Origin of the sequence: Actinomadura madurae (assembly GCF_900115095.1) — a bacterium.
GTDB lineage: Bacteria > Actinomycetota > Actinomycetes > Streptosporangiales > Streptosporangiaceae > Spirillospora > Spirillospora madurae.
Genome location: NZ_FOVH01000010.1, coordinates 243,312 through 262,837, shown reverse-complemented (window position 1 = coordinate 262,837; position 19,526 = coordinate 243,312). Strand labels below are relative to the sequence as shown.

The following is a 19,526-nucleotide window of genomic DNA, read 5'->3' as shown; positions in this document are numbered from 1 at the left end:
CGGGCCGGGCGACCCGGTATCTTCCGGAGGGACATGACCGCCACGCCACCCGCCCGGCCCGGCCTGCGGGACGTCGCCCGGCTCGCCGGGGTCTCCCACCAGACCGTGTCCCGGGTTTTCAAGAACCATCCGATGGTGAGCCCGAAGACCCGGGACCGGGTGCTGGCCGCGGCGGCGCAGCTGGACTTCCGGCCGAACGCGGCGGCCCGCGCCCTCGCCACCGGCCGGTCCCGGACGCTCGGCGTGGTCAGCTTCGACACCGCGCTGTTCGGCCCGGCGTCGATCATCGCGGCGATCGAGCGGAACGCCCGCGCCGCCGACTTCTTCACCAGCGTCGCGAGCCTGGAGTCGCCGGGGCACGGCGCGGTCGCCGGGGCGGTGGACCGGTTCCGCGACCAGGGCGTGGACGGCATCATCATGATCCCCGGGCACGTCCCGGCGGACGAGGCGCTGCGGCACCTGCCGGGGGACCTGCCGACCGTCCTGCTCGGTCCGCGAGCGGCCGTGCCGACCGTGTCGGCCGATCACTACCTGGCGCCGCGGGAGGCGACCCGCTACCTGCTGGAGCTCGGGCACCGGACCGTCCACCACCTGCCGGGCCCGGCCGACTGGTCGGAGGCGAACGAGCGGACCCGCGGCTGGCGGGACGCGCTGGCCGAGGCGGGCGCGGACGTCCCGGAGTGCGCGCCCGGCGACTGGAGCGCCCGGTCCGGCTACGAGCGCGGCCGGGTCCTCGCCGCCGACCGGAACGTCACGGCCGTGTTCGCGGCGAACGACCAGATCGCGCTCGGGCTGCTGTGGGCGATCCACGAGAGCGGCCGCCGGGTGCCGGACGACGTCAGCGTGATCGGGTTCGACGACATCCCCGAGGCGGCGTTCCTCACCCCGCCGCTCACCACCGTCCGGCAGGACTTCACCGCCCTCGGCCGGCACTGCGTCGAGCTGCTGATCGCGCAGCTCACCGGGGGCGGGCCCGCGCCGGACGCGCCGAAGCTCGTGCCGAGCAAGCTCATCGTGCGCCGCAGCACCGGCCCCGCCGCCTCGTACGGGATCGTCTAGCGCAGGGCGCGCAGGCGGTGCATGATCTCGCCGTCGGCGAAGTGGTCGTGCAGCGACCGGTAGATCTCGTAGAGGGCGTCGTAGGCGTCGGCCCGCGCCCGGTCCGGGACGAAGGCGGACGGGACGCGGCGTCCCATCGCGGCGGCGGCCGAGGTGATGTCGGGGTGCGCCCCCGCGGCGACGGCGGCGTGGATCGCGGCGCCGAGCGCCGGGCCCTGCGACGACCCGATCAGCGACAGCGGGCGGCGCAGGACGTCGGTGTACACCTGCATGAGGAAGGTGTTCTTCAGCAGGCCGCCCGCGACGACGAGCTCCTCGACCGAGACGCCCGACGCCTCGAACGTCTCGACGATCATGCGGGTGCCGAACGCCGTCGCCTCGATGAGCGCGCGGTAGACGTCCTCGGGCCGGGTGGCGAGGGTCTGCCCGACGATCAGGCCGGACAGGTCGTGGTCGACCAGGACCGACCGGTTGCCGTTGTGCCAGTCCAGCGCGACGAGCCCGTGCCGCCCGACCGGCTGGGCCTCGGCGAGCGCGGTGAGGTGCTCGTGGACGGTCCGCCCAGCGGCGGCCGCGGCCTGGTGGTAGGCGGCGGGGACGCAGGTGTCGACGAACCAGGCGAAGATGTCGCCGACGCCGGACTGGCCCGCCTCGTATCCCCACAGGCCCGGGACGATGCCGTCCTTCACGACGCCGCACATGCCGGGGACCTCGGCGAGCAGGTCCGACGACATGACGTGGCAGGTGGACGTCCCCATGATCGCGACCATCCGGCCCGGCCGGACGGCGTCGGCCGCGGCGGCGGTGACGTGGGCGTCGACGTTGCCGACCGCGACGGCGATGCCCTCGGGCAGGCCCGTCCAGGCGGCGGCCTCCGCGGTCAGCGTGCCGGCGAGGCCGCCGAGGGGCTCCAGGTCGTGGCCCAGCTTGGCGGGGAAGTCGGCGAAACGGGGGTCGAGCGCGGCCAGGAACTCGCGGGACGGGTAGCCGCCGTCCTGGTAGATGCCCTTGTAGCCGGCCGTGCAGATGTTGCGGGACTCCCGGCCGGTGAGCCGCCAGACGATCCAGTCGGCGGCCTCGATCCACCGTTCGGCCAGGTCGTACAGGTCGGGGTCCTGTTCGAGCAGCTGGAGCCCCTTGGCGAACTCCCACTCGGAGGAGATCTTGCCGCCGTAGCGGCGCAGCCACGGCTCGCCGCGCTCGGCGGCCAGGGCGTTGATCCGCTCCGCGTGCGGCTGCGCGGCGTGGTGCTTCCAGAGCTTCGGCCACGAGTGCGGCCGGTCGGGGTACAGCTCGCAGAGCGGCGTCCCGTCCGCGGTGGTCGGGAGGACCGTGCACGCGGTGAAGTCCGTGCCGATGCCGATGACCTGGGCGGCGGGGACCCCGGCGACGGCGAGGGCCTTCGGCACGGCGAAGCGCAGCACGTCCAGCCAGTCCCCCGGCGCCTGGAGGGCCCAGTCGGGCCCGAGTACCGCGCCGCCCGGGAGCTCCCTGTCGATGACCCCGTGGTCGTACTCGTGCACGCCGTCGCCGACCTCGGCGCCGTCCCGGACGCGGACGAGCACCGCCCGGCCCGACAGCGTCCCGAAGTCGACGCCGACGACGTAGCGCTCGTCCGCGCTCATGGCTCCTCCTCACAGCCCGCGGGCCAGGCGGTGGTACGCCTGGTTCCAGCGGATCTCCTTGGTGAACTGCCGAAGGGTGGTGCCGGCGTCGATGGTGAGCAGCTCGACGCCGGTCATCTCGGCGAGGTCGTCCAGCTCCTGCACGCCGAGCGCGGCGGACAGGACGGTGTGGTGCGGCGCCCCCGCCGTCAGCCACGCCTCGGTGGACGTGCGCAGGTCCGGCAGCGGGCGCCACACCGCGCGGGCGACCGGCAGCATCGGCAGCGGCTCCGGCGGCGCGACGACCTCGATCTCGTTGGCGACGAGCCGGAACCGGTCGCCCATGTCGGCGAGGCCGGCCACGACGGCCGGGCCCGGCTCGGCGTCGAACACCAGGCGCACCGGGTCCTCCCGCCCGCCGATGGCGAGCGGATGGATCTCCAGCGCCGGACGTCCGGCGGCGATCGACGGGCACACCTCCAGCATGTGCGCGCCGAGGATCAGCTCGTTGCCGGGCTCCAGGTGGTAGGTGTAGTCCTCCATGAACGAGGTGCCGCCGGGCAGCCCCGCGGAGGCGGCCTTCAGCGTCCGGAGCAGCGTCGCGGTCTTCCAGTCGCCCTCGCCGCCGAAGCCGTAGCCGTCGGCCATGAGGCGCTGGACGGCGAGGCCGGGCAGCTGCCGGAGCCCGCCGAGGTCCTCGAAGTTCGTGGTGAACGCCTTGAAGCCGCCGCCGTCCAGGAACGTCCGCAGGCCGAGCTCGATCCGCGCGCCGTAGCGGAGCGCGTCGTGGCGCTCGCCGCCCGCCCGCAGCGCGGGGACCACGTCGTACACGTCCTCGTACTCCTTGACCAGCTCGGCGATGGCGTCGTCGGGGACGGCGTCCACCACCTCCACCAGGTCGTTCACGCCGTAGGTGTTGACGGAGACGCCGAACCGGAGCTGCGCCTCGACCTTGTCGCCCTCGGTGACCGCGACGTCCCGCATGTTGTCGCCGAACCGGGCCAGCCGCAGCGTGCGCAGCTCGTGGTACCCGGCCGCGGCCCGCGCCCACGCGGCGACGCGCGCGCCGACCGCCGGGTCGCCGACGTGCCCGGCGACGGTCTTGCGGGCGACGCCGAGCCGTGCCTGGACGTACCCGAATTCCCGGTCGCCGTGCGCGGCCTGGTTGAGGTTCATGAAGTCCATGTCGATCGTCCGCCAGGGCAGCTCGACGTTCGCCTGCGTGTGCAGGTGCAGCAGCGGCTTGCCGAGCGCGTCCAGGCCGGAGATCCACATCTTGGCCGGGGAGAAGGTGTGCATCCACGCGACCACGCCGACGCAGGAGTCGTCGGCGGCGGCGTCCAGGCACGTGCGGCGGATCGCCTCCGCGCCGGTCAGCACGGGCTTCCACGTCAGGGCGACGGGGAGCGCCTCGCCGAGCCGCGCGGCGATCTCCCGGGACTGGGCCGCGACCTGGCGCAGGGTGTCCTCGCCGTACAGGCCCTGGCTGCCGGTGAGGAACCAGATCTCGCGGTTCGGGAAGCTCATGGTCGGCCCTTCTGCCCGTAGACGTTCTGGTAGCGGTCGTAGAGCCGGTCGACGTCGCCGGCGGCCATCGGCAGCGGCTCGCCGAGCTGGCGGGACACATGGACGGTCCGGGCGGCGTCCTCGCACATCACGGCCGCCTTGACCGCGGCGCGGGCGTCGGCGCCGATGGTGAAGACGCCGTGGTTGCGCATGAGGACGGCGGGGCTGCGGTGCCCGTCGAGGGTCTCGACGATGCCGCGGCCGATGTCGTCGCCGCCGATGAGCGCGAACGGGCCGACGGGGATCTCGCCGCCGAACTCGTCCGCCATCGCGGTCAGCACGCACGGGATGGGCTCGTCGCGCGCCGCCCACGCGGTGGCGTAGGTCGAGTGGGTGTGCACCACTCCGCCGACGTCCGGGCGGTGCCGGTACACGTACGCGTGCGCGAAGACGTCGCTGGACGGCGCGAGCGGCGCCTCCCCGATCGGCTCGCCGTCCAGGTCGCACAGCACCATCGCGTCGGGGGTGAGGTCCTCGTACGGGACGCCGCTGGGTTTGATCAGGAACGCGTCCGCGCCGGCGCGGGCGGAGACGTTCCCGGCCGTCCACACCACGAGGCCGCTCTCGACGAGCATCCGGTGCAGGGCGGCGAGCTCCGTGCGGAGCGCGGCGATCGCCCCGCCCGGGTCCGAGCGCTCTGCCCCGGGGGTCTGGGGGGCCGCCCCCGGAGGAGACTCTGACATGTCCACTCCTTGTTAGCGCTAACATCTTGTCCGTGGAAGTAGCCGGGTCCCGGTCGGGACGGGGTCAGGTCCGGCGGCGCACCCCGGTGCTCTCCCGGACGACGAGTTCCGGTTCGACGACGCGGCGGGCCGCGGCGGCCCTCCCGGCCGGCGGGGGGCCTCCCCCGATCCGGTCCAGGAGCAGGCCGAACGCGCGCCGCCCCACCTCGGCGAAGTTCTGCCGGACGGTGGTCAGCGGCGGCGGGAAGTAGGCGGCCTCCGGGACGTCGTCGAAGCCGACGACGCTGATGTCGCCGGGCACGTCCCGGCCGGCCTCGCGCAGCGCCCGCAGCAGCCCGAGCGCCATCGCGTCGTTGGCCGCGAACACCGCGGTGACGCCGGGGTCGGCGGCGATCTGCCGGCCGTGCTCGTAGCCGGACCGGGCGCTCCAGTCGCCCGCGGGCATCTCCGGGACGTCGCGCCCGGCGTCCCGCAGCGCCGCACGCCAGCCCTCCACCCGGCCGGTCGCGTCCACCCAGTCGGCCGGGCCGGCCAGGTGCACGACCGTCTCGTGCCCGAGGCTGAGCAGGTGCCGGACCGCGCGCTCGGCGCCCGCCCGGTGGTCCACCGCGGCGACCGGGAACGGCACGTCGCCGCCCGCGCCGACCGCGACCAGCGGGGTGTCGGCCGGCAGCTCCTTCAGCCCGTCCGCCGCCGACTCGTGCGGGGCCACGACCATGATCCCGTCGGCCGACTGGGCGCGGAGCCGCTCCACGCCCTCGCCGATCGAGCGCCGGTTCAGCGAGCTCAGGCTGACGATGCTGACGGTGTAGCCGTGCTCGCGGGCGGCCTGCTCGATGCTGAACAGCGTGGACGCCGGCCCGTACAGCGTGGTGTCGAAGCTGACCACGCCGAGCACTCCGGAGCGGCCGGTGGCCAGCACCCGGGCCGCCGAGTTCGGCCGGTAGTCGAGGGCCTGCACCGCCGCCATCACCCGGGCGCGCGTCTGCGGGCGGACCTTCTCGGGGGTGTTCAGCACGCGCGACACGGTCATCGCCGAGACGCCGGCCATCGCGGCCACGTCCTCCATCACCGCCAGCCGCCGGCCGTCGGGCGCCTCCGGTGATTCGGCGGCCACATCGCCTCCCCGCGCCGTCCCATCGTTACAGGCCGAATGTTTGCGCTAACTCGCCCGAATGTCAACACCGGCGGTCCCCGCGACGGGCCGGGGTGGGGCCCGGCGCGGCCGGCGAGTAACCTGCCGGTTACTTCGGCGACGACGATCCGGGAGGCGGCCGATGAAGGAGCTGAGCGCGGCGGAGACGGTTCGCGCGGCCGACACGATCATTCACGATGTCGGCTCGCGCTGGATGCTGTCGCGCCGGACGGCGGAGCGCGGCGTCGAACACGGGTTCGCCAACCCGTTCGCGTTCTACTTCGCCGGGCGCGGCGGTGTGCTGGGCGACGTGGACGCCGACGTGGTCGCCGCCGCGCTGGGCTGGTTCGAGCCCGGGTTCGTCCGGGCCCAGTGGGACGAGGGGGTCGCGGTCGCCGGGGCGCGCGAGGCGGCGCGGCGGTACACGCTCGGATGCGCGGCCTGGGGCGAGGAGCACCTGCCGGACGACCCGCGCCTCTGCGAGCTCGCCGAGCGCGTCGCCAGGGTGGCCGAGGGGTCCGGGCTGCCGCTGTTCTGCGGCTGGCGCGCCGAGCCGCTGCCGGAGAGCGGGCCGGCCCGGCTGATGCAGCTCGTGCAGGTGCTGCGGGAGCTGCGCGGCGGGCTGCACCTCGTCGCGACGACCGCGGCCGGCCTGTCCCCGCTGGAGGCGGTCCTGACCCAGGACGGGCCGGACACCGCCCGCTTCCTCGGCTGGCAGGGCGACTTCCCCGAATGCGCGTCGCTGAAGCCGCGGCGGGCGGAGGCCGAGGAGACCACCGACCGGCTCAGCGCCGCCGTCTACGAGCGGGCGCTGACGCCCTCCGAGCGCGCCGAGTTCGCCGAGCGGATCGGCGCGGTCGGCTCCGCCGTCCTCCGCTGACCCGCCCTTCGCTGACCCGCCCTCCGCCGGACGTTCTCCAGGTGGGGCGGGCGCACCTGTCATGGGCCGATAAGAACGGCCCGCAAGTTATGCAAATAAACACCTGTCGTCAGAAAAACGACAGGTTCATCGTGGGCTCCTGACATCCGGCGCGCATCCCGGAAGGAGAACGTGGTGACCCCACGATGGATCACTGTGCTGGCAGGAGCGTCCGTGCTGATCGCGGGAGCGGCGGCCGGGCCGGTGAGTGCCCGCGAGGCCGGCCGGTCCGAGACACCGGTCGCCTCCACCTCGCCGGTGACCGAGGTCAGCGAGTCGGTAATCCGGGTCAGGGTGCCGCTGCCGGCGTCGGCGGGCCCGCGGCCGGAAGCCTGCGACTGGCTGTCCTACCTGCGGTTCCGGCACAAGGACGGGCCCGCGGAGTCGGCGCGTGCCGACCGGATCCTGGTCGCGCAGCCGGGCATCCTCGAAGGCGCGGGCGCGTTCGACAGCGTCGCGCGGAACACGGTCGCGGCGGCGGCGAGGAGCGGGCGGCACATCGAGTTCTGGGCGCTCGACCGGCGGTCCAACTGCCTGGAGGACGGCACCGGGATCCAGGCCGGGCTGAAGGCGAAGGACGTCCATCTCGCGGTGGACTACTACTACCGCCAGAAAGAGGTGGACGGCCGGGAGTTCGCCGGATATCAGACCAATGACCAGGTGAAATGGCTGCAGCACGTCGGGCTGGACCAGACCGTCCGCGACCAGCACGACCTCATGGTCAAGGAGCTCCCGGACCAGGCCGCCCGCAAGCGGAAGATGATGTGCGGCGGCCATTCCCTCGGCGGCGTCCTGACCGCGTACTTCGCCGAATGGGACTTCGACGGGAACCCCTCCACGACAGGTGACGCCGGCTACAACCAGTGCTCCGGCTACTTCGCGCTGGACACCCGGATCGAGACGGGCCTGCCCGGTTTCGGCGACGGGTTCCCGGAGGACTGGGTGCCGCTCCTCCGGTTCGGCGCGGGCGCCGTCCAGGCGGGGCTGGAGACGGGCGTCGTCCCGCGCGCGCTGTCCGCCCCGGCGGTGGTCAACACCGAGACGATGAACCTGCTCGGGATCGCGGGCCTGGCCGCCCGGCTCGACCCGGGCGGCGTCTCGGACCTGTCCACCTACATCCCGTCGTCGTTCAACACCGACACGACCTACCGGGTCCTGTTCTCCAAGGACTACCCGACGTTCGTCAAGGGCTCGCCCACGGTGAGGGACTTCCGGTTCACCAACGCCGCCGCGCTCGGCGGGCTGCTGGACGACAACTCCGAGCCGCTCGCGTTCATGCAGGCCAGCGTCGGCTTCTGGGACGGCGGGAAGATCGTCGACAAGGAGTTCCCGGCGCCGAACGACCTGGAGGAGAGCGGGCTCGGCGGCCTGTCCAGGCTGCTCGGCAAGGAGAAGAAGGCGATCCCGGACGAGCCCGGCGGCCCTCTCTTCACGTGGCGGAACTTCGACCGCGTCGGCGCGCCCGACGACCCCGTCCACAAGTCCAAGGACGGCACGCCGTTCACGACCGCGGGCAAGGAGGTCACCGACATCGCCGAGCTGGCCCGCAGCCTGTCGGAGCACCCGCTCGACTTCACCGAGCATTACTTCCCGACGAAGATGGTCACCGACATCGCGCTGGCCGACGCGCCCGGCATCGCGGACGACGCCGTCCACGAGGGCGGCCTCACCGCCAACCCGACGCTCAACCTGGAGGCCGGCGACGGGCTCTTCAGCGACCCGCGGCCCGGCGACGTCGTCGCGCCCGGGTACCAGCACCTCGACGTGCTGACCGCGTCCGCCGTCCAGAACGGCGGGAGGCCCGAGCCGATCTCGGTGAACCTGGCCGCCTTCGCCGCCCGGTGACCCCGCGGCTAAAGTCTCACACGGATGTGAGGGTCGAGAGGTCGTGACGGAGGTCCGGGCGGCATGCGCATCGGGGAACTGTCCCGCAGGACGGGCGTCAGCCAGCGCCTGCTGCGCTACTACGAGGAGCAGGGGCTGCTGCGGCCCGTCAGGCTCGCGAGCGGGTACCGGGAGTACCGCCCGGACGACGTGGCGCTCGTCCGGCGGATCCGGTGCCTGCTCGGCGCCGGGCTCGGCACCGCGACGATCGCGACCGTCCTGCCGTGCCTGCGGGACGAGGGCGAGCGGCTCGTCCCCACCTGCCCGGACATGCTCGGGGAACTGCGGCGCGAGCGGGACCGGATCAGCGACGCGATCGAGGGCCTGGAGCAGTCCCGGTCGGTGCTCGACACGGTGATCGGCGCGGGCACCGCCGCCGGGGTGTTTCGCGGTCCGGGCGAGGGGTAGGTGGACCGCGCGCCGAGGTGAGCAGGATAGGGGCGGTGACGTGGGCGTTCGCACGTGGATCGAGTCGTGGCCCGTCTACCGGCAGTTCACCGGCGGCGATCCGCTGGGGCGCGGCGCGGCGGCCAAGAGCGCCGGCAGCGAGCGCCTCGAAGCGCGGGTGAGCACCGCCGACCAGGTGGTGAAGTCGGTCTGCCCCTACTGCGCGGTCGGCTGCGGCCAGGACGTCTACGTCAAGGACGGGAAGGTCACCCAGATCGAGGGCGACCCCGACTCGCCGGTCAGCCGCGGGCGGCTGTGCCCGAAGGGCTCGGCAAGCCTCCAGCTGACCACCGGGTCCGGCCGCGAGCACCGGGTCCTCTACCGGCGCCCGCACGGCACCGAGTGGGAGCCGCTCGACCTCGGCACGGCGATGGACATGATCGCCGACCGGGTGATCGAGGCGCGCCGGCACGGCTGGCAGTGGGAGGACGAGGGCGTCCGGGTGCGGCGCACGCTGGGCGTCGCGAGCCTCGGCGGCGCCACCCTCGACAACGAGGAGAACTACCTGATCAAGAAGCTGTTCACCGCGCTCGGCGCGGTGCAGATCGAGAATCAGGCCCGCGTTTGACACTCCTCCACCGTTCCCGGTCTGGGAACCTCGTTCGGACGCGGCGGCGCGACCACCTTCCAGCAGGACCTGCAGAACGCGGACTGCATCGTCGTCCAGGGCTCGAACATGGCCGAGTGCCATCCGGTCGGGTTCCAGTGGGTGATGGAGGCGAAGGCGCGCGGCGCGAAGGTGATCCACGTCGACCCGCGGTTCACGCGGACGAGCGCGCTCGCGGACGTCCACGTCCCGCTGCGCGCCGGCAGTGACATCGCGTTCCTCGGCGGGATCATCAACTACGTCCTCCAGAACGAGAGGTACTTCCGCGACTACGTCGTCCCCTACACCAACGCGTCGGTGATCCTCTCCGAGGAGTTCCTCGACACCGAGGACCTGGACGGCGTCTTCTCCGGCCTGAACCCGGAGAACCGCAGCTACGATCACCGGACGTGGCAGTACGAGGGGCTGGAGGTCCAGTCGGCCGCCGGCGAGCGGGACATGGAGTACGAGGACCGGGTCGAGGCCGTCTCGGAGTCGGGACGCGGCGAGGCGCACGGCTCCGGCGGCGCGGCGATCGGCGAGGGTCACCCGGACCGGGACCCGACGCTGGAGCATCCGCGCTGCGTGTTCCAGGTGCTCAAGCGGCACTACGCCCGCTACACGCCGGAGATGGTGGAGCGGATCTGCGGTGTCTCGCAGGACCAGTTCCTCCAGGTCTGCGAGATGCTCACGGAGAACTCGGGCCGGGACCGGACGTCGGCGTTCGCGTACGCGGTGGGCTGGACGCAGCACACGGTCGGCGTCCAGTACATCCGGGCGGCGTCGGTGCTGCAGGGCCTGCTCGGCAACATCGGGCGTCCGGGCGGCGGCATCCTCGCGCTGCGAGGGCACGCGTCCATCCAGGGCTCGACGGACATCCCGACGCTGTTCAACCTGCTGCCCGGCTACATCCCGATGCCGCACGCGCACACCAACGAGGACCTGGACGCGTTCATCCAGGCGGAGGCGGCGCGCAAGGGCTTCTGGGGCGACATGCGCTCCTACTTCGTCAGCCTGCTGAAGGCGTACTGGGGCGACGCCGCGACGGCGGACAACGACTACCGCTTCGACTACCTGCCACGGCTGACCGGCTCGCACAGCACCTACGAGACGGCGATGGCGCAGATCGAAGGGGTGTGCAAGGGCTACTTCCTGATGGGCGAGAACCCGGCCGTCGGGTCCGCCAACGCCAAGATCCAGCGGCTCGGGATGGCGAACCTCGACTGGCTCGTCGTCCGCGACTTCTCGCTGATCGAGTCGGCGACGTGGTGGAAGGACGGCCCGGAGATCGAGACGGGCGAGATGCGCGCCGAGGACATCGGCACCGAGGTCTTCTTCCTGCCCGCCGCCGCGCACACCGAGAAGGACGGCAGCTTCACCAACACGCAGCGGATGCTCCAGTGGCACCACCGGGCCGTGGAGCCCGCCGGGGACGCGCGCAGCGACCTGTGGTTCATGTACCACCTCGGCCGCGTCATCCGGGAGAAGCTGGCCGGCTCCACCGACGAGATGAACCGGCCGGTCCTCGATCTGACCTGGGACTACCCGACGCACGGGAGCCTGGACGAGCCCGACGCCGAGGCGGTGCTCGCCGAGATCAACGGGCATGACGCCGACGGGAACCCGCTGTCGTCCTACACGCAGCTGAAGGACGACGGGTCCACGTCGTGCGGCTGCTGGATCTACTGCGGCTGCTACGCCGACGGCGTCAACCAGCCCGCGCGCCGCAAGCCCGGCAAGGACCAGCACTGGGTGGCGCCCGAATGGGGCTGGGCGTGGCCGGCGAACCGGCGCATCCTGTACAACCGGGCGTCCGCCGACCCCGATGGCAGACCGTGGAGCGAGCGCAAGGCGCTCGTCTGGTGGGACGCCGAGAAGGGCGCTTGGACGGGCCACGACGTGCCCGACTTCATCGCCGACCGTCCCCCGGACTACCGGCCGCCGCGGGAGGCGACGGGCCCGGACGCGCTCGCCGGCGACGACCCGTTCATCATGCAGGCGGACGGCAAGGCGTGGCTGTACGTCCCGGCCGGGCTGATGGACGGCCCGCTGCCGACGCACTACGAGCCGCAGGAGTCGCCGTTCACCAACCCGCTGTACGGGCAGCAGCGCAACCCCGTCCGGCACCTGCTGCAGCCGCACCCCGACAACCGGTACGGGCCGAGCGGCGCCGAGCCGGGCGCTGACGTGTACCCGTTCGTCGCGACCACCTACCGGCTCACCGAGCACCACACGGCGGGCGGCATGTCCCGCTGGCAGCCGTACCTGGCGGAGCTCCAGCCGGAGTTCTTCTGCGAGGTGTCGCCGGAGCTGGCGGCGCGGCGGCGGCTGGAGCACGGCGGCTGGGCGACGATCGTCAGCCCGCGCGCCGTCGTCGAGGCGCGGGTCCTCGTCACCCGGCGGATGCAGCCCCTCGTCGTGGACGGCCGGACGCTGCACCAGGTCGGCCTGCCCTACCACTGGGGCCCGAACGGCTACAGCACCGGTGACGCCGCGAACGAGCTGCTGCATCTCTCCCTGGATCCGAACACCCACATCCAGGAGGCGAAGGCGCTGTCGGTCGACATCCGGCCGGGCCGCCGGCCGCGCGGCACGGCGGCCGTGGCGCTGGTCCGCGAGTACCGGGAGCGCGCCGGCGTCACGGACCGGACGGGCACCGAGGTTTAGCGGACGCAGTGGTTCAGCGGACGCAGTGGTTCAGCGGACGATCAGCGGGTGCCCGGCGGCGGGGACCAGCTCGCCGATGACGGGCGCGCCGGGGATCTCGCCGGCGATGAGGAGCCCGCCGGACGTCTGGGCGTCGGCGAGCAGGAGGCGGTCGTCCTCGCCGGTCGCGCCGAAGTCGGTGTGCGGGGCGACCCAGTCGAGGTTGCGGCGGGTACCGCCGCTGACGTACCCGGCGCGCAGGGACTCGCGGGCGCCGTCCAGGTAGGGGACGGCGGCGGCGTCGACCACGGCGGTGACGCCGGACGCCCGGGCCATCTTGTAGAGGTGCCCGAGGAGCCCGAAGCCGGTCACGTCGGTGGCGCAGACGGCGCCCGCGGCCAGCGCGGCGGCGGACGCGTCGCGGTTCAGCCCGACCATGGTCGCGACGGCCTGCTCGAAGACCTCGCCGGTCGCCTTGTGCCGGTTGTTCAGGATCCCGAGGCCGAGGGGCTTGGTCAGGGAGAGGGGCGTGCCCGGCTTGCCGGTGTCGTTGCGGAGCAGGCGGGCGGGGTCGGCGACACCGGTGACGGCCATGCCGTACTTGGGTTCGGGGTCGTCGACGCTGTGCCCGCCGCCCACATGGCAGCCCGCCTCGGACGCGACGTCCAGGCCGCCGCGGAGCACCTCGCGGGCCAGGTCGAAGGGCAGCACCTCGCGCGGCCAGGAGAGGAGGTTCACCGCGACGACCGGCCGGCCGCCGACCGCGTAGACGTCCGACAGCGCGTTCGCGGCGGCGATCCGGCCCCAGTCGTAGGGGTCGTCGACGACGGGGGTGAAGAAGTCGGCGGTGGCGACGGCGGCCAGGCCGTCCTGGAGCCGGACGACGGCCGCGTCGTCGCCGGTGTCGAGCCCGACGACCAGCTCGGCATTGGGCATGGGAGCCGGAGGCGCTCCGGAGGGCTCGGGGGGTCGTCCCCCCTCGGAGAGCACGGCCGGGGAGCGGGTCAGGCCGGCGACGACGTCTTCGAGCTCGCCGGGCGGGATCTTGCAGGCGCAGCCGCCGCCGTGCGCGTACTGGGTCAGCCTCTTCATGTCGTCCCTTCGATGCAGCGGCGGCGGAGGTCGTCCACCCTGACCGTGTAGCCCAGCTCGTCCAGGTGCTCCAGGAGCGGGACGGCGACGCGGCGGGTCGTGCCGAGGGCGCGCCGGGCCTCGCTCAGCGTGAAGGGGCCGCCGAGCTTCGCCAGCAGCGCGGCGGCGCGGGCGTCGTCGCCGGGGAGCAGGACGATCCCGTCGGCGACCTTGAGGAGCGCGCCGGTCGCGGCGGCGACGGCGATCATCTTCGGCGTGAGGCCGAGTTCGGCGAGCCGGCCCGCGTCCGGCGCCCGGAACGGGTGCCGGTCGAGGTCGCGGCGGACGGCGTCGACGGCCTCCCGCACGTCCGGGGGCAGCTCGGGCGCGGTCGTCCGGCCGTAGATCCGGCCGTCGCGCTGCCGCATGCCCTCGGCGAGGGCCTCGACGAGGGCGCGGTCGGGCAGGCCGAGCGCGCGGCGGGCGGCGTCGGCGGGGAGCCCGGGGTCGGTGGGGTTCGCGGCGGCGTGCTCGTCGACGGCCGTTTCGAGGCGCCCGCGCAGGCCGTCCCAGTGGTCGGGGTCGGCGAGCCAGTCGCCCGCCACCGGCTCGGCCGGGACGGGGACGCCCATCGCGACCAGGTCCGCCCGCTTGATCAGGCCGCGCCGCCGCAGCTCGCCGGCGCCGTCCGGGCGTCCGGTCATCGTGGCCAGCACCTGGGCCCGGGACGCGGCGGCGCCGCGCCGGGTGAAGGGCTCCGGGCGGACGTCCAGCACGGTCACCCCGGCGGGGACGCGATGGCGTCCGGGGTCACGGAGCAGGGCGACGTCACCGACGCGCAGCGGCAGCGCGCGCCGGAGCGAGAGCCGGGCCGTGTCGTCTCCCAGCGGGCGGACGTGCGCCGGCACCGCCGCCGAGCCCACGTGGAAGACCAGCTCGCGCGGCAGGTCGCGGGCCGGGTCGCCGTGCAGCCGTACGTCGAGGACGTCCGCGGCGAGCCAGCGTCCGGGAGTGAGCAGGGCGTCGCCGCGGCCCAGCTCGCCGGCGTTCCCGTGCAGGTTGACGGCGACGCGGGCGACGGCACCGACCCGCCGGTGGTCTTCCTTGAGGCTCTGCAGGCCGCGGACGCGGAGCACCTCGCCGCCGGAGGCGAGACGGTCGCCGACACTGATCGTCCCCGCGCCGAGCGTGCCGGTGACGACCGTGCCCCGGCCGCGGACGGTGAAGACCCGGTCGATCCAGAGCCGGACGTCGGCGTCCTCGTCGGGTCCGGGGAGCGAGGCGGTGAGCCGTTCGAGGGCGGCGCGCAGGTCGTCCAGGCCGTCGCCGGTGGCGCCGCTGACCATGACCGCCTCGACCTCGCCGAGCGAGCCGGCGGCGATGTGGCCGAGCGCCTCGTCCCGCACGCGGGCGGCCGTGGCCGCGTCGGTGAGGTCGCGGCGCGTGACGGCGAGCAGGCCGTGCCGGACGCCGAGCGCGTCCAGGACGGCGAGGTGCTCCTCGGACTGCCGCTGCCAGCCCTGGTCGGCCGCGACGACGACCATGACGGCCGGGACCGGCCCGACCCCGGCCAGCATCGTGGTGACGAGGCGCTCGTGGCCGGGGACGTCGACGAACGCCAGCCGGCCGCCGCCCGGCAGCGTCGTCCAGGCGAATCCCAGCTCGATCGTCAGGCCCCGCCGGCGCTCCTCCTCCAGCCGGTCGGGTTCCATCCCGGTGAGGGCGCGGACGAGGGTGGACTTCCCGTGGTCCACGTGCCCGGCGGTCGCGACGACGTGCATCATCGCCCCGCCGCCGGCACGGCGTCGGCCAGCGCGTCGTCCAGCGCGTCGTCCAGGCCGGGCGGCACCGAGCGCAGGTCGAGCAGGCAGCGGCCGTCCTCGACCCGTCCCATCACGGCCGGGGAGCCGCGCCGCAGCCGGGCCGCGTACGGCTCGGGCAGCGACACGGCGGCGCTCGGCAGGACGACGCCGGGCGCGCCGCCGCCCCCGACCGCCGCCTCGCTCTCGACCGCCACCGCGTCCACGCCCCGCTCGCGCAGGCGGGCGGCGAGCCGTTCCGCCCGCTCCCGCAGCACCGCCGCATCGGCGTGCAGGGCCTCGTCGGTGGGGGTGCGGGGCCCGCGCAGGGTCGCCTCCAGCGCGGCGAGCGTCAGCTTGTCGACCCGGAGCGCGCGGGCGAGCGGATGGCGGGCCAGCCGCCGCACCAGCTCGTCCCGGCCGAGGACGAGCCCGCACTGCGGCCCGCCGAGCAGCTTGTCGCCGCTGGCCGTGACCAGGTGCGCGCCCGCCTTCAGCATGGACGCGGCGTCGGGCTCGCCGGGCAGGAGCGGTTCGGGGGCGAGGAGGCCGGAGCCGATGTCGGCGACGACCGGGACCCCGAGCCCGGTCAGCTCGGCGACGCCGGCGGCCCGGGTGAAGCCGGTCATGCGGAAGTTCGAGGGGTGCACCTTGAGGATGAAGCCCGTGCCGTCGCCGACGGCGGCCGCGTAGTCGTCCGGCGCGGTGCGGTTCGTGGTGCCGACCTCGCGGAGCCGGGCGCCCGTCGCGGCGAGCAGCTCGGGGATCCGGAAGCCGTCCCCGATCTCCACCATCTCGCCGCGGCTGATGATGATCTCCTTGCCGGGCGCGAGCGCGGTCGCGGCCAGCACCAGCGCCGCCGCGCCGTTGTTGACGACGTGCGCGGCCTCCGCCTGCGGGACCCGCTCCAGCAGGGCCGCCAGGGCGGTCCGCCCGCGCCGTGCCCGCCTGCCGGTCTCCAGGTCGAGCTCCACGTCGGTGCCGCCCGACGCCACGGCCACGGCCTCCCGGGCGGCGTCCGAGAGCGGCGCCCGCCCGAGGTTGGTGTGCAGCAGGACGCCGGTCGCGTTGATCACGGGGCGGAGCCCGGCGGCGGTCGCCGGCAGCGCGGCGACGGCGGCGCCGGCCACCGCGTCCGCCGGGATCTCGCCGTCGCGGGCCCGGCGCTGGGCGGCGACGACGGCCGCCTTCACCACGCCGCGCCCGAGCCGACCGGCCGCCTCGGCGAGCCGCGGATCGGCGAGCAGCACGTCCGTGCGGGCGATCCTGCGCCGCCCGTCGACCTGCGCGTCGGGTGCGGCTCCGCGATCCATCAGGCGACCTCCGAACACCAGCGTTACCCGCCAGCATGGCACGCAAACGGCACCGCGCCGAGGCTGGACACACCGGCGGTCTGCTATCATGCATGAGTCATGCATGACCGATTGGCGAACCTGCTGGGCGCCGCCTCGCTCGCGGTGACCGACCTCGTCCTGTCCGGCGCCACGGGCGCCGGAGGGGTCGGCCCGACCGGCGCGGCGGCGCTGGTCGTCCTGTCGAACGCGCCCGATCTGGGCGTCACCGAGCTCGGGCGGCGGGTCGGGCTGACCCAGTCCGCCGCCGCCCGGATGGTCGACGGGCTCCAGGCCGCCGGTCTCGCCCGGCGCCGTCCCGGTGGCGGGCGGGCCGTCCACGTGCGGCTGACGCCGAAGGGCGAGGACGCGGTGCGCGCGATGCTCGACGCCCGCGACACGCCGCTGGCCGAGACGCTGGCCGTCCTGGACGAGAACGAACGGGAGACCCTGACCGGCCTCCTGGCCACGCTGCTGGCCCGCCTCTACGAGCAGATCGGCGACTCGGAGCTGATGTGCCGGCTCTGCGACCGGCGGTGCTGCACCACCGGGGCCGTCTGCCCGGTCGGCCAGGCGGAGCGCGACGCGGGAGGCGAGTGATCGGCATCCTCGCGGCCCTCGCCTCGGCGCTGCTCTACGGCATCGCCGACGTCTGGGGCGGCCTGCTGTCGCGCCGCGCCGACTTCGCCGCCGTCGCGCTCATCGGGCAGATCGGCGGGCTCGTGTGCGCGGTCGCCGCCGCGCTCGCCGTCCCCGCGCCCGGCGTCGCCGCCGCGGACCTCGGCTGGGGCGCGGTGTCGGGCGTCGGGACGGGCCTGGCGATGGTGTTCCTCTACCGCGGCATCGGCCGGGGGGACCTGAGCGTCGTCGTCCCGGTCAGCGCGGTCGGCGGGGTCGCGCTGCCGGTCGTCGCCGGCGTGGTGTTCCTGGGCGACCGTCCCTCGGCGGCGGCGTGGGCGGGCATCCTCATCGTGCCGCCGGCCCTGTGGCTGGTGTCCCGGTCGCGGCCGGACGACCAGGGCAGGGTGCGCGCGGCGCTCGGCAACGGGCTCCTCGCCGGCGGCGGGATCGGGATCCAGTACCTGGCGCTCGCGCAGGCCGACGGATCGGGCATCTGGCCGGTGGCGGCCGGGAGGGCCGCGGCCGTCCTCGCGATCGCGCCGATGATGTGGTCGCCCGGCCGGCGGCCCCCGTCCCCGGGGCTCTGGTTCTGGTCGGCGGTGAACGGGGGCCTCGCGGCGGCGGCGCTCGTCTGCTACCTGCTCGCCACGCGCGAGCAGTTGGTCGTGATCGCGGTCGTGCTGTCGTCGCTGTATCCGGTCGTGCCGGTGCTTCTCGGCGTGTTCGCGCTGCGCGAGCGGCTGTCGCGGACGCAGGCGGCCGGACTCGGCGGCGCGGCGGCCGCCGTCATCCTGCTGACGCTCGCGGCGCGATAACGGAAATGTGACAAGGAATCCAACGGTCTTGTCATCGATGTGAGTGTCATGAGTGACGCGCGTTACCTAGCCTGGCGGCCCGGGTGTCCGCTCATGGAGGTGACACTTTTGACGGAGCTGCACGAGAGGTCCGCCGAGACGGACGGCCTGTCAAAGGAGCCCTGGCGCGACGTCCCCCGGGACGAGGCGCAGTGGATGCGCCCGCACCTTCCGGCCCTGGTGGACTCCATGGTCCAGGGCGTGCTGCGGCACGTTCCCGAGTACGCGCGGCCGGACGACCCCGTGTACACCGAGGTGATGCGGCTCGCGGTCGCGCAGGGCATGGGCCATTTCGTGCAGATGATCGCCGACCCGGACGCGTCCTGGCAGGAGGTGCACCAGGTCTTCTTCGACATCGGCTACGGCGAGGCGATCGAGGGCCGGGGGCTGGAGCACCTGCAGAACGCGCTCCGGGTCGCGTCCCGGACGGCGTGGCGGTACCTGTCGCGGGAGGCCGACCGGCTGCGGAAGCCCCGCCGGCTGGCGATCGCGCTGACCGAGGTGAACTTCGCCTACCTGGACCTGCTGGCGTCCGCCGCCGCGCAGGGCTACGCGCGGGCCCGGGAGAAGACGGCGGGCGAGCGGGAGCAGCGGCGCGGCCGGCTGCTGAGCCTGCTGCTGTCGGACCCGCCCGCGCCGAAGGACATCATCGCCGAGCAGGCGAACCTGGCCGGCTGGACACTGCCCGAGCGGCTCGCGGTGATCGTGCTGAGCCCGCGTCCCGGCAGCGGCGGGGAGGGCCCGGCGGGGTTACCGCCGTCCCTGCTGAGCGGCCTCGACCGGGGCCGGCCCTGCCTGGTGATGCCCGACCCGGACCGTCCCGGCGGGCCGGACCGGCTGACCGCCACCCTCGGCGGGTGGACGGGCGCGGTGGGGCCGTCGGTGCCGGCGGACCAGGCCGGGGTCTCGCTGCGCTGGGCGCACCGGGCGCTCGACCTCGTGGCGGCCGGGCGGCTCGGGCGGACCGGGTCCGGCACGCTCGTCCACGCCGAGCGGTACGTGCCCGACCTGCTGCTGCAGGAGGGCCGGACGCTCGCCGAGGCGGCGGCGCGGCGCCGCCTCGCCCCGCTCACCGCGCTCGGCCCGCACCGCGGCGCCCGGCTGGCGGCGACGCTGCTGGAATGCCTCCGGCACGGCTTCAACGCGACGGACGCCGCCGAGGCGCTGTGCGTCCACCCGCAGACGGTCCGGTACCGGCTCGCGCAGCTCCACGAGATCTTCGACTACGACATCGAGGACCCGGCGATCCGGCTGGAGCTGATGCTGCTGCTCCCCGTCTGGCTGAGCACCGGCGGGGACGGGGAGCACGCGTGAGCCGCCC

15 protein-coding genes are annotated in these 19,526 nt (G+C 74.4%); 8 read left to right on the top strand and 7 right to left on the bottom strand.

Features of this window, described 5'->3' with window-relative positions:
• Positions 1-33 precede the first annotated feature (33 nt).
• Positions 34-1,059 carry a LacI family DNA-binding transcriptional regulator gene (locus tag BM339_RS27110; protein WP_021595513.1) on the top strand — a complete coding sequence of 342 codons (1,026 nt, stop codon included), beginning with the start codon at positions 34-36 and terminating at the stop codon, positions 1,057-1,059.
• Here BM339_RS27110 and araB read toward each other — a convergent pair.
• The 4 genes from araB to BM339_RS27090 form a co-directional block, all read right to left on the bottom strand.
• Complete coding sequence (araB, locus tag BM339_RS27105) at positions 1,056-2,684, bottom strand: ribulokinase (RefSeq protein WP_075022652.1); 1,629 nt, start codon at positions 2,682-2,684, stop codon at positions 1,056-1,058. The two genes, BM339_RS27110 and araB, sit on opposite strands and share 4 nt — an antisense overlap.
• A 9-nt stretch (positions 2,685-2,693) precedes the next feature.
• Entirely contained in the window at positions 2,694-4,190 is a 1,497-nt protein-coding gene (gene araA / locus BM339_RS27100) for an L-arabinose isomerase (protein WP_075022651.1), read from the bottom strand.
• Positions 4,187-4,912, bottom strand: coding sequence for an L-ribulose-5-phosphate 4-epimerase (locus BM339_RS27095; RefSeq protein WP_083597970.1), 726 nt, complete (start codon positions 4,910-4,912; stop codon positions 4,187-4,189). Before BM339_RS27095 ends, araA begins: the two co-directional genes overlap by 4 nt.
• 64 nt (positions 4,913-4,976) lie before the next feature.
• On the bottom strand, positions 4,977-6,029 hold the full coding sequence (locus BM339_RS27090) for a LacI family DNA-binding transcriptional regulator (RefSeq protein WP_431521538.1): 1,053 nt from the start codon (positions 6,027-6,029) through the stop codon (positions 4,977-4,979).
• A 160-nt stretch (positions 6,030-6,189) separates the two neighbouring features.
• On the opposite strand from BM339_RS27090, the gene BM339_RS27085 reads away from it, so the two are divergent.
• The 4 genes from BM339_RS27085 to fdh all read left to right on the top strand — a co-directional run bounded on the left by BM339_RS27085 (position 6,190) and on the right by fdh (position 12,550).
• Positions 6,190-6,927: an SCO6745 family protein gene (locus BM339_RS27085; RefSeq protein WP_075022650.1), complete on the top strand. Its 738-nt coding sequence runs from the start codon at positions 6,190-6,192 to the stop codon at positions 6,925-6,927.
• Between the two features lie 174 nt (positions 6,928-7,101).
• A complete protein-coding gene (locus tag BM339_RS27080) occupies positions 7,102-8,811 on the top strand; it encodes a hypothetical protein (RefSeq protein ID WP_256255472.1) in 1,710 nt (569 codons plus the stop codon).
• Positions 8,812-8,874: 63 nt separating this feature from the next.
• A complete protein-coding gene (locus tag BM339_RS27075; protein ID WP_075022649.1) occupies positions 8,875-9,258 on the top strand; it encodes a MerR family transcriptional regulator in 384 nt (127 codons plus the stop codon).
• 40 nt (positions 9,259-9,298) lie between these two features.
• Positions 9,299-12,550, top strand: a complete 3,252-nt coding sequence (gene fdh / locus BM339_RS27065; protein ID WP_143118607.1) for a formate dehydrogenase — start codon at positions 9,299-9,301, stop codon at positions 12,548-12,550.
• Between the two features lie 30 nt (positions 12,551-12,580).
• Here fdh and selD read toward each other — a convergent pair whose 3' ends face one another.
• The 3 genes from selD to selA are packed head-to-tail and all read right to left on the bottom strand — an operon-like array spanning position 12,581 to position 16,712.
• Entirely contained in the window at positions 12,581-13,621 is a 1,041-nt protein-coding gene (selD, locus tag BM339_RS27060; protein ID WP_075022647.1) for a selenide, water dikinase SelD, read from the bottom strand.
• Positions 13,618-15,384, bottom strand: coding sequence for a selenocysteine-specific translation elongation factor (locus BM339_RS27055; RefSeq protein WP_244938377.1), 1,767 nt, complete (start codon positions 15,382-15,384; stop codon positions 13,618-13,620). Before BM339_RS27055 ends, selD begins: the two co-directional genes overlap by 4 nt.
• Positions 15,381-16,712 carry an L-seryl-tRNA(Sec) selenium transferase gene (gene selA / locus BM339_RS27050; RefSeq protein ID WP_143118606.1) on the bottom strand — a complete coding sequence of 444 codons (1,332 nt, stop codon included), beginning with the start codon at positions 16,710-16,712 and terminating at the stop codon, positions 15,381-15,383. The genes BM339_RS27055 and selA overlap by 4 nt, the downstream gene beginning before the upstream one ends.
• Positions 16,713-16,811: 99 nt before the next feature.
• On the opposite strand from selA, the gene BM339_RS27045 reads away from it, so the two are divergent.
• From BM339_RS27045 to BM339_RS27035, 3 genes are all read left to right on the top strand, one after another.
• The gene (locus tag BM339_RS27045; protein ID WP_075022646.1) at positions 16,812-17,330 is read left to right on the top strand and encodes a MarR family winged helix-turn-helix transcriptional regulator; all 519 of its coding nucleotides are present in this window, start codon (positions 16,812-16,814) and stop codon (positions 17,328-17,330) included.
• Positions 17,327-18,166 carry an EamA family transporter gene (locus tag BM339_RS27040; protein ID WP_075022645.1) on the top strand — a complete coding sequence of 280 codons (840 nt, stop codon included), beginning with the start codon at positions 17,327-17,329 and terminating at the stop codon, positions 18,164-18,166. Before BM339_RS27045 ends, BM339_RS27040 begins: the two co-directional genes overlap by 4 nt.
• Positions 18,167-18,265: 99 nt before the next feature.
• Complete coding sequence (locus BM339_RS27035) at positions 18,266-19,519, top strand: PucR family transcriptional regulator (RefSeq protein ID WP_235206470.1); 1,254 nt, start codon at positions 18,266-18,268, stop codon at positions 19,517-19,519.
• The last annotated feature ends 7 nt before the right edge of the window (positions 19,520-19,526 follow it).

Bases quoted from the DNA above. Each gene is read 5' to 3' on its own strand.
- BM339_RS27110 (WP_021595513.1), top strand. From the start codon at position 34: ATGACCGCCACGCCACCCGCCCGGCCCGGCCTGCGGGACGTCGCCCGG.
- araB (WP_075022652.1), bottom strand. From the start codon at position 2,684: ATGAGCGCGGACGAGCGCTACGTCGTCGGCGTCGACTTCGGGACGCTG.
- araA (WP_075022651.1), bottom strand. From the start codon at position 4,190: ATGAGCTTCCCGAACCGCGAGATCTGGTTCCTCACCGGCAGCCAGGGC.
- BM339_RS27095 (WP_083597970.1), bottom strand. From the start codon at position 4,912: ATGTCAGAGTCTCCTCCGGGGGCGGCCCCCCAGACCCCCGGGGCAGAG.
- BM339_RS27085 (WP_075022650.1), top strand. From the start codon at position 6,190: ATGAAGGAGCTGAGCGCGGCGGAGACGGTTCGCGCGGCCGACACGATC.
- BM339_RS27075 (WP_075022649.1), top strand. From the start codon at position 8,875: ATGCGCATCGGGGAACTGTCCCGCAGGACGGGCGTCAGCCAGCGCCTG.
- selD (WP_075022647.1), bottom strand. From the start codon at position 13,621: ATGAAGAGGCTGACCCAGTACGCGCACGGCGGCGGCTGCGCCTGCAAG.
- BM339_RS27055 (WP_244938377.1), bottom strand. From the start codon at position 15,384: ATGATGCACGTCGTCGCGACCGCCGGGCACGTGGACCACGGGAAGTCC.
- selA (WP_143118606.1), bottom strand. From the start codon at position 16,712: ATGGATCGCGGAGCCGCACCCGACGCGCAGGTCGACGGGCGGCGCAGG.
- BM339_RS27045 (WP_075022646.1), top strand. From the start codon at position 16,812: ATGCATGACCGATTGGCGAACCTGCTGGGCGCCGCCTCGCTCGCGGTG.